Below are 11,903 nucleotides of genomic sequence, written 5' to 3' on the forward strand. Positions count from 1 at the left end.
ATACGGCCGTCGCGCGGACGCTCACAGCAGGATCGTCATGATGCCGCTCGTGGTGTTGCTGTCCAAGCCCTGCTGATCGCGCACGGTCATCGTGATGGTGCGGGTGCTGAGGAGGTTCAGCACCGACTTGGAGAACTTCAGCGACTGCAGGACCGACTGATAGTCGCTCACCGTTGCCAGGCCCGTCAGCGTCAGTACGCCGGTCGAGCTGTTGTAGGTGCCGGTGATGCCGCCGGACGAGGTGTAGGTCAGGTTGTCTCCGCTCTGGAGGTTGCTGATCGTGATGACCGCCCGCTGGAGATACGACGAATCATCGACGATCGTTGCCGTCGGGCTGACCAGCTGCTGGTTGAGGATCACCGCGCCGCCCAAGGGCGCCGTCACCACCGGCGCGGTGTTGGCCAGCACGGTGACGGTCGTCGTCGCCGACGGACTGGTGGCGCCCTGCGCGTCGGTGACGGTGTAGGTGATCGTCTTGATCGCCGCGGAGGCCGTCCCGCTGGTCGCGAACGTCACCGACTGCAGCACCTGCTGGTACTGCGCGGTGGTCGCCGTCCCCGACAGCGTCAGGATGCCGGTGCTGCTGTTGTAGGCGCCCGTGATGCCGGCGGTGGCAGTGAACGCCAGAGTGTCACCCGCGGTGAAGTTTCCGGTGATCGCGACGGTCGCACTGGTCATGTTGGTGGAGTCGAGATCGGTGACGGTGACCAACGGATTCACACTGACAGCGGTGTTGCCCGCGGTGTAGACGGGACCGACGAGCGTGGCCACCAGCGGGGCCACGTTGATCGGTGCGGCCAGCACCGTCACCGTGACGGTCCCCGGCAGACTCGCGCTGCCCTGCGAGTCGGAGACCGTGAACGAGACGGTCTTGATGGCGGCCAGCGCCGACGAACTGGTCGACAGCTTCACCGAGCGCAGCACCTGTTGGTAGGTGGCCAGAGCCGCGGTGCCTGAGAGCGTCAGCGTGCCGGTGGAACTGTTGTAACTTCCGGTGATCCCGGCCTGCGAGGTGAAACTGAGCGTGTCACCCGAGGCGAAGTTGCCGGTGATCTTGACCGTGGCGCCACCCATGTTCGAGGAGTCGAGATCGAGCAGAGTGAGGCCCGAATCGACTGTCACACCAGCGTTTCCGGCGGTGTAGGACACGTTGGTCACCGATGTCACCACCAGGGGTGCGATGTCGACCGGTGCGGCCAAGACGGTGACGGCCACGGTACCGGCAAGACTCGACGCGCCCTGGGAGTCGGTGACGGTGAACGAGACCGTCTTGATGGCGGCGGGCGCCGAGGAGCCCGTCGACAGGGTCACCGACCGGAGCACCTGCTGATAGGTGGCCAGAGCTGCGGTGCCCGAGAGCGTCAACGTGCCGGTGGCACTGTTGTAGCTGCCGGTGATCCCGGCCTGCGAGGTGAAGCCCAGGGTGTCACCGGAGGCGAAGGATCCCGCGATGGTGACGCTGGCGCCGCTCAGGTTGGCCGAGTCCACGTCCAGCACGGTGATTCCGGGATCGACGGTGACTGCCGTGTTTCCGGCGGTGTAGGACACGTTGGTCACCGACGTCACCACCAGCGGAGCGACGTTGGTCGGCGCGGCCAGCACCGTCACCGACACCAGCGCCGGGGCACTCGTCGTTGCGGTCGAGTCGGTGATGACGAACGAGATCGTCTTGACCGACGCCAACGCCACCGAACTCGTCGCGTAGGTGACCGACCGCAACGCCTGCTGATACGACGCCAGCGACGCCGCCCCCGACAACGTCAACACCCCACCGCTGTACACACCGGTGATACCGGCGGGCGCCGAGAAACTCAACGTTTCCCCCGCCGCCGCACCACCCACGATCGACACCACCGCACCCGACATCGTCGTCGAATCCGCGTCCAACACGATCACACCCGGATCCACCGACACCGCCGAATTACCCGCCGTGTACGACACATTCACCACCGAGGTGACCAGAACCGGCGCGGCAGTGACCGGAAGCGACGCCACCGTGACCGACACCAGTGCCGGGGCACTAGTCGTTGCGGTCGAGTCGGTGGTGACGAACGAGATCGTCTTGACCGACGCCAACGCCACCGAACTCGTCGCGTAGGTGACCGACCGCAACGCCTGCTGATACGACGCCAGCGACGCCGCCCCCGACAACGTCAACACCCCACCGCTGTACACACCGGTGATACCGGCCGGCGCCGAGAAACTCAACGTCTCCCCCGCCGCCGCACCACCCACGATCGACACCACCGCACCCGACATCGTCGTCGAATCCGCGTCCAACACGATCACACCCGGATCCACCGACACCGCCGAATTACCCGCCGTGTACGACACATTCACCACCGAGGTGACCAGAACCGGCGCGGCAGTGACCGGAAGCGACGCCACCGTGACCGACACCAGTGCCGGGGCACTAGTCGTTGCGGTCGAGTCGGTGGTGACGAACGAGATCGTCTTGACCGACGCCAACGCCGCCGAACTCGTCGCGTAGGTGACCGACCGCAACGCCTGCTGATACGACGCCAGCGACGCCGCCCCCGACAACGTCAACACCCCACCGCTGTACACACCGGTGATACCGGCCGGCGCCGAGAAACTCAACGTCTCCCCCGCCGCCGCACCACCCACGATCGACACCACCGCACCCGACATCGTCGTCGAATCCGCGTCCAACACGATCACACCCGGATCCACCGACACCGCCGAATTACCCGCCGTGTACGACACATTCACCACCGAGGTGACCAGAACCGGCGCGGCAGTGACCGGAAGCGACGCCACCGTGACCGACACCAGTGCCGGGGCACTAGTCGTTGCGGTCGAGTCGGTGGTGACGAACGAGATCGTCTTGACCGACGCCAACGCCGCCGAACTCGTCGCGTAGGTGACCGACCGCAACGCCTGCTGATACGACGCCAGCGACGCCGCCCCCGACAACGTCAACACCCCACCGCTGTAGACACCGGTGATACCGGCCGGCGCCGAGAAACTCAACGTCTCCCCCGCCGCCGCACCACCCACGATCGACACCACCGCACCCGACATCGTCGTCGAATCCGCGTCCAACACGATCACACCCGGATCCACCGACACCGCCGAATTACCCGCCGTGTACGACACATTCACCACCGAGGTGACCAGAACCGGCGCGGCAGTGACCGGAAGCGACGCCACCGTGACCGACACCAGTGCCGGGGCACTAGTCGTTGCGGTCGAGTCGGTGGTGACGAACGAGATCGTCTTGACCGACGCCAACGCCGCCGAACTCGTCGCGTAGGTGACCGACCGCAACGCCTGCTGATACGACGCCAGCGACGCCGCCCCCGACAACGTCAACACCCCACCGCTGTAGACACCGGTGATACCGGCGGGCGCCGAGAAACTCAACGTTTCCCCCGCCGCCGCACCACCCACGATCGACACCACCGCACCCGACATCGTCGTCGAATCCGCGTCCAACACGATCACACCCGGATCCACCGACACCGCCGAATTACCCGCCGTGTACGACACATTCACCACCGAGGTGACCAGAACCGGCGCGGCAGTGACCGGAAGCGACGCCACCGTGACCGACACCAGTGCCGGGGCACTAGTCGTTGCGGTCGAGTCGGTGGTGACGAACGAGATCGTCTTGACCGACGCCAACGCCGCCGAACTCGTCGCGTAGGTGACCGACCGCAACGCCTGCTGATACGACGCCAGCGACGCCGCCCCCGACAACGTCAACACCCCACCGCTGTAGACACCGGTGATACCGGCCGGCGCCGAGAAACTCAACGTCTCCCCCGCCGCCGCACCACCCACGATCGACACCACCGCACCCGACATCGTCGTCGAATCCGCGTCCAACACGATCACACCCGGATCCACCGACACCGCCGAATTACCCGCCGTATACGACACATTCACCACCGAGGTGACCAGAACCGGCGCGGCAGCGACCGGGAGCGCGACGACCGTCACCGCAGTCGTGGCCGGCACACTGGCCTGGCCCTGGTCGTCGGTCACCGTGAAGGTCACCGTTGTGATACCGGTGGTGCTGGACGTCAACGTCACCGACTGCAACAACTGCTCGTACGCCGCCACCGACGCGGCACCAGTGAACGTCACCGAGTTCGCGCCCGGCGTCGCCGTCACACCCGACGGCAGAGTGCCATACCCCAGAACACCGGTGCCAGTGACACTCACGACCGCAGAAGCCAACTGCAGGGAATCCACATCGGTGATCACCACGGTCGGGCTGACGCTTACCGCCGACCCTGTCGACCCGGCCGCCGTCGGCGCGACCACCACCAACGGCGCGATCGCGACCGGCACGCCCAACACCGTGACCGCCGTCGTGGCCGGCACACTGCTCTGGCCCTGATCATCGGTCACCGTGAAAGTGGCTGTCGTGATCCCCGCGCTCGACGACGTCAACGTCACCGACTGCAACAACTGCTCGTACGCCGCCACCGAGGCAGCCCCGGTGAACGTCACCGAGCTGGTGCCCGGCGTCGCCGTTACACCCGACGGCAAGGTCCCGTAGCTCAATACCCCTGCGCCATCGACAGCGACCGTGGCCGAGGCCACGTGTGTTGAATCGACATCGGTGATCACGACGACCGGCGACACCGTCACCGGGGTGCCTGTCGTGCCCGCTGCGGTCGGCGCCGTCACCACCAACGGCGCCACCGCGACCGGAACACCCAACACCGTCACCACGGTCGGCGCCGGCACACTGCTCTCGCCCTGATCGTCGGTCACTGCAAACGTCACCGTCGCGATCCCTGCGCTCGACGACGTCAACGTCACCGACTGCAACAACTGCTGATACGCCGCCACCGACGCAGCACCAAAGAACGTCACCGAGCTGGTGCCCGACGTCGCCGTCACACCCGACGGCAGGGTGCCATACCCCAGCGTCCCCGAGCCATCGACAGCGACCGTGGCCGAGGCCAGCTGGGTCGAATCCACGTCGGTGATGAGGACGACCGGCGACACCGTCACCGCCGAGTTCGTGGTCCCGGAAGCCGTCGGGGTTGTCACGACCAGCGGCGCGATCGCGGCCGGCACACCCAACACCGTGACCGCCGTCGCCGCCGGCACACCGCTCTGACCCTGATCGTCAGTCACCGTGAACGTCACGGTCGTGATGCCGGTGGCGCTGGAGGTCAGCGTGATCGACTGCAGCAACTGCTGATACGCCGCCACCGAGGCAGCACCAGTGAACGTCACATAGTTGGCGCCTCGGGCGGCCGTCACACCCGACGGCAGGGTGCCATACCCCAGAACACCGGTGCCGGTGACAGACACCGTGGCCGAGGCTAGTTGCGTCGAATCCACGTCGGTGATCACCACCGCCGGACTGACGCTCACCGCCGACCCTGTCGACCCGGAAGCCGTCGGCGCGACCACGACAAGCGGTGCGATCGCGACCGGCACACCCAACACCGTCATTATCGTCGAAGCCGGCACACTGGCCTGGCCCTGATAATCGGTCACCGTGAACGTGACCGTCGTGATCCCTGCGCTCGACGACGTCAACGTCACCGACTGCAACAACTGCTGATACGCCGCCACCGACGCAGCACCAAAGAACGTCACCGAGCTGGTGCCCGACGTCGCCGTCACACCCGACGGCAGGGTGCCATACCCCAGCGTCCCCGAGCCATCGACAGCGACCGTGGCCGAGGCCAGCTGGGTCGAATCCACGTCGGTGATGAGGACGACCGGCGACACCGTCACCGCCGAGTTCGTGGTCCCGGAAGCCGTCGGGGTTGTCACGACCAGCGGCGCGATCGCGGCCGGCACACCCAACACCGTGACCGCCGTCGCCGCCGGCACACCGCTCTGACCCTGATCGTCAGTCACCGTGAACGTCACGGTCGTGATGCCGGTGGCGCTGGAGGTCAGCGTGATCGACTGCAGCAACTGCTGATACGCCGCCACCGAGGCAGCACCAGTGAACGTCACATAGTTGGCGCCTCGGGCGGCCGTCACACCCGACGGCAGGGTGCCATACCCCAGAACACCGGTGCCGGTGACAGACACCGTGGCCGAGGCTAGTTGCGTCGAATCCACGTCGGTGATCACCACCGCCGGACTGACGCTCACCGCCGACCCTGTCGACCCGGAAGCCGTCGGCGCGACCACGACAAGCGGTGCGATCGCGACCGGCACACCCAACACCGTCATTATCGTCGAAGCCGGCACACTGGCCTGGCCCTGATAATCGGTCACCGTGAACGTGACCGTCGTGATCCCAGCGCTCGACGACGTCAACGTCACCGACTGCAACAACTGCTGATACGCCGCCACCGACGCAGCACCAAAGAACGTCACCGAGCTGGTGCCCGACGTCGCCGTCACACCCGACGGCAGGGTGCCATACCCCAGCGTCCCCGAGCCATCGACAGCGACCGTGGCCGAGGCCAGCTGGGTCGAATCCACGTCGGTGATGAGGACGACCGGCGACACCGTCACCGCCGAGTTCGTGGTCCCGGAAGCCGTCGGGGTTGTCACGACCAGCGGCGCGATCGCGGCCGGCACACCCAACACCGTGACCGCCGTCGCCGCCGGCACACCGCTCTGACCCTGATCGTCAGTCACCGTGAACGTCACGGTCGTGATGCCGGTGGCGCTGGAGGTCAGCGTGATCGACTGCAGCAACTGCTGATACGCCGCCACCGAGGCAGCACCAGTGAACGTCACATAGTTGGCGCCTCGGGCGGCCGTCACACCCGACGGCAGGGTGCCATACCCCAGAACACCGGTGCCGGTGACAGACACCGTGGCCGAGGCTAGTTGCGTCGAATCCACGTCGGTGATCACCACCGCCGGACTGACGCTCACCGCCGACCCTGTCGACCCGGAAGCCGTCGGCGCGACCACGACAAGCGGTGCGATCGCGACCGGCACACCCAACACCGTCATTATCGTCGAAGCCGGCACACTGGCCTGGCCCTGATAATCGGTCACCGTGAACGTGACCGTCGTGATCCCAGCGCTCGACGACGTCAACGTCACCGACTGCAACAACTGCTGATACGCCGCCACCGACGCAGCACCAAAGAACGTCACCGAGCTGGTGCCCGGCGTCGCCGTCACACCCGACGGCAGGGTGCCATACCCCAGCGTCCCCGAGCCATCGACAGCGACCGTGGCCGAGGCCAGCTGGGTCGAATCCACGTCGGTGATGAGGACGACCGGCGACACCGTCACCGCCGAGTTCGTGGTCCCGGAAGCCGTCGGGGTTGTCACGACCAGCGGCGCGATCGCGGCCGGCACACCCAACACCGTGACCGCCGTCGCCGCCGGCACACCGCTCTGACCCTGATCGTCAGTCACCGTGAACGTCACGGTCGTGATGCCGGTGGCGCTGGAGGTCAGCGTGATCGACTGCAGCAACTGCTGATACGCCGCCACCGAGGCAGCACCAGTGAACGTCACATAGTTGGCGCCTCGGGCGGCCGTCACACCCGACGGCAGGGTGCCATACCCCAGAACACCGGTGCCGGTGACAGACACCGTGGCCGAGGCTAGTTGCGTCGAATCCACGTCGGTGATCACCACCGCCGGACTGACGCTCACCGCCGACCCTGTCGACCCGGAAGCCGTCGGCGCGACCACGACAAGCGGTGCGATCGCGACCGGCACACCCAACACCGTCATTATCGTCGAAGCCGGCACACTGGCCTGGCCCTGATAATCGGTCACCGTGAACGTGACCGTCGTGATCCCAGCGCTCGACGACGTCAACGTCACCGACTGCAACAACTGCTGATACGCCGCCACCGACGCAGCACCAAAGAACGTCACCGAGCTGGTGCCCGGCGTCGCCGTCACACCCGACGGCAGGGCGCCGTAGCCCAACACCCCCGAGCCATCGACAGCGACCGTGGCCGAGGCCAACTGCGTCGAATCCGCATCGGTGATCACGACGACCGGGCTCACGGTCACCGGGGTGCCTGTCGTGCCCGTTGCGGTCGGGGCCGTCACCACCAGCGGCGCCAGCGCGACCGGCACACCCAAGACCGTGACCGCCGTCGTCGCCGGGACACTGGCCTGGCCCTGATCGTCAGTCACGGTGAACGTGACGGTGTTGATGCCGGTGCTGCTCGAGGTCAGTGTGATCGACTGCAGCAACTGCTGATACGCCGCCACCGACGCAGCGCCGGTGAACGTCACCGAATTCGCATCAGGCGTCGCCGTCACACCCGACGGCAAGGTGCCGTACCCCAACACCCCCGAGCCATCGACAGACACCGTGGCCGAGGCCAGCTGGGTCGAATCCACGTCGGTGATGAGGACGACCGGCGACACCGTCACCGCCGAGTTCGTGGTCCCGGAAGCCGTCGGGGTTGTCACGACCAGCGGCGCGATCGCGGCCGGCACACCCAACACCGTGACCGCCGTCGAAGCCGGCACACTGCTCTGGCCCTGATCATCGGTCACCGTGAACGCCACCGTCGCGATCCCAGCGCTCGACGACGTAAACGTCACCGACTGCAACAACTGCTGATACGCCGCCACCGACGCAGCACCAAAGAACGTCACCGAGCTGGTGCCCGGCGTCGCCGTCACACCCGACGGCAGGGCGCCGTAGCCCAACACCCCCGAGCCATCGACAGCGACCGTGGCCGAGGCCAACTGCGTCGAATCCGCATCGGTGATCACGACGACCGGGCTCACGGTCACCGGGGTGCCTGTCGTGCCCGTTGCGGTCGGGGCCGTCACCACCAGCGGCGCCAGCGCGACCGGCACACCCAAGACCGTGACCGCCGTCGTCGCCGGGACACTGGCCTGGCCCTGATCGTCAGTCACGGTGAACGTGACGGTGTTGATGCCGGTGCTGCTCGAGGTCAGTGTGATCGACTGCAGCAACTGCTGATACGCCGCCACCGACGCAGCGCCGGTGAACGTCACCGAATTCGCATCAGGCGTCGCCGTCACACCCGACGGCAAGGTGCCGTACCCCAACACCCCCGAGCCATCGACAGACACCGTGGCCGAGGCCAGCTGGGTCGAATCCACGTCGGTGATGAGGACGACCGGCGACACCGTCACCGCCGAGTTCGTGGTCCCGGAAGCCGTCGGGGTTGTCACGACCAGCGGTGCGATCGCGACCGGCACACCCAAGACCGTGACCGCGGTCGTCGCCGGCACACTGGTTTGGCCCTGATCATCGGTCACCGTGAACGTCACAGTCGCGATCCCAGCGCTCGACGACGTCAACGTCACCGACTGCAACAACTGCTCGTACGCCGCCACCGACGCAGCACCGGCGAACGTCACCGATCCAGCGCCCGCGGTCGCGATCACACCGGACGGCAGGGTGCCGTAGCCCAACACCCCCGCGCCATCGAGAGTCACCGTGGCCGAGGCCAACTGCGTCGAGTCCACATCGGTGATCACGACGACCGGGCTCACGGTGATTGCACCACCGGTTGAGCCCGCTGCGGTCGGGGCCGTCACCACCAACGGCGCCACCGCGACCGGAACACCCAGCACCGTGACCGCCGTCGTGGCCGGCACACTGCTCTCGCCCTGATCGTCAGTCACCGTGAACGTCACGGTCGTGATGCCTGCAGCACTCGAGGTCAGAGTGACCGACTGCAGCAACTGCTGATACGCCGCCACCGACGCAGCACCAAAGAACGTCACCGAGCTGGTGCCCGGCGTCGCCGTCACACCGGACGGCAGGGTGCCGTAGCCCAACACCCCCGCGCCATCGAGAGTCACCGTGGCAGAGGCCAACTGCGCCGAATCCACGTCGGTGATCACCACCGCCGGACTGACGCTCACCGCCGATCCCGTCGACCCAGCCGCCGTCGGGGCCGCCACCACCAACGGCGCCACCGCGACCGGAACACCCAACACCGTCACCACCGTCACCACCGGCGCACTGCTCTGGCCCTGATCATCGGTCACCGTGAACGTGACCGTCGCGATCCCAGCGCTCGACGACGTCAACGTCACCGACTGCAACAACTGCTGATACGCCGCCACCGACGCAGCACCAAAGAACGTCACCGAGCTGGTGCCCGGCGTCGCCGTCACACCCGACGGCAGGGTGCCGTAGCCCAACACCCCCGCGCCATCGAGAGTCACCGTGGCAGAGGCCAACTGCGCCGAATCCACGTCGGTGATCACCACCGCCGGACTGACGCTCACCGCCGATCCCGTCGACCCAGCCGCCGTCGGGGCCGCCACCACCAACGGCGCCACCGCGACCGGAACACCCAACACCGTCACCACCGTCACCACCGGCGCACTGCTCTGGCCCTGATCATCGGTCACCGTGAACGTGACCGTCGCGATCCCAGCGCTCGACGACGTCAACGTCACCGACTGCAACAACTGCTGATACGCCGCCACCGACGCAGCACCAAAGAACGTCACCGAGCTGGTGCCCGGCGTCGCCGTCACACCCGACGGCAGGGTGCCATACCCCAAGACACCGGTGCCGGTGACACTCACGACCGCATAAGCCAACTGCAGAGAATCCACATCGGTGATCACCACTACCGGGCTCACGGTGATTGCACCACCGGTCGTGCCCGCTGCGGTCGGGGCCGTCACCACCAACGGCGCGATCGCGACCGGCACACCCAACACCGTGACCGCGGTCGTCGCCGGGACACTGGCCTGGCCCTGATCATCCGTCACGGTGAACGTGACGGTGTTGATGCCGGTGCTGCTCGAGGTCAGTGTGATCGACTGCAGCAGCTGCTGATACGCCGCCACCGACGCAGCACCGGTGAACGTCACAGAGTTCGCGCCCGGCGTCGCCGTCACACCCGACGGCAAGGTCCCGTAGCTCAATACCCCTGCGCCATCGACAGCGATCGTGACCGAGGCCAGCTGGGTCGAATCCACGTCGGTGATGAGGACGACCGGCGACACCGTCACCGCCGAGTTCGTGGTCCCGGAAGCCGTCGGGGTTGTCACGACCAGCGGCGCGATCGCGGCCGGCACACCCAACACCGTGACCGCCGTCGAAGCCGGCACACTGCTCTGGCCCTGATCATCGGTCACCGTGAACGCCACCGTCGCGATCCCAGCGCTCGACGACGTAAACGTCACCGACTGCAACAACTGCTGATACGCCGCCACCGACGCAGCACCAAAGAACGTCACCGAGCTGGTGCCCGGCGTCGCCGTCACACCCGACGGCAGGGTGCCATACCCCAAGACACCGGTGCCGGTGACACTCACGACCGCATAAGCCAACTGCAGAGAATCCACATCGGTGATCACCACTACCGGGCTCACGGTGATTGCACCACCGGTCGTGCCCGCTGCGGTCGGGGCCGTCACCACCAACGGCGCGATCGCGACCGGCACACCCAACACCGTGACCGCGGTCGTCGCCGGGACACTGGCCTGGCCCTGATCATCCGTCACGGTGAACGTGACGGTGTTGATGCCGGTGCTGCTCGAGGTCAGTGTGATCGACTGCAGCAGCTGCTGATACGCCGCCACCGACGCAGCACCGGTGAACGTCACAGAGTTCGCGCCCGGCGTCGCCGTCACACCCGACGGCAAGGTCCCGTAGCTCAATACCCCTGCGCCATCGACAGCGATCGTGACCGAGGCCAGCTGGGTCGAATCCACGTCGGTGATGAGGACGACCGGCGACACCGTCACCGCCGAGTTCGTGGTCCCGGAAGCCGTCGGGGTTGTCACGACCAGCGGCGCGATCGCGGCCGGCACACCCAACACCGTGACCGCCGTCGAAGCCGGCACACTGCTCTGGCCCTGATCATCGGTCACCGTGAACGCCACCGTCGCGATCCCAGCGCTCGACGACGTAAACGTCACCGACTGCAACAACTGCTGATACGCCGCCACCGACGCAGCACCAAAGAACGTCACCGAGCTGGTGCCCGGCGTCGCCGTCACACCCGACGGCAGGG

At 66.9% G+C, this 11,903-nt stretch carries 1 protein-coding gene; it reads right to left on the reverse strand.

Going from position 1 to position 11,903, the window contains the following annotated elements; all coding sequences use genetic code 11:
• Positions 1-21 precede the first annotated feature (21 nt).
• Positions 22-11,889 (reverse strand): beta strand repeat-containing protein, encoded by an 11,868-nt coding sequence (locus tag MCHLDSM_RS38690; protein ID WP_234714285.1) that lies wholly within the window; start codon positions 11,887-11,889, stop codon positions 22-24.
• Positions 11,890-11,903: the final 14 nt, after the last annotated feature.

Source organism: Mycolicibacterium chlorophenolicum, assembly GCF_001044235.1.
In the GTDB taxonomy this organism is placed as follows: Bacteria; Actinomycetota; Actinomycetes; order Mycobacteriales; family Mycobacteriaceae; genus Mycobacterium; species Mycobacterium chlorophenolicum.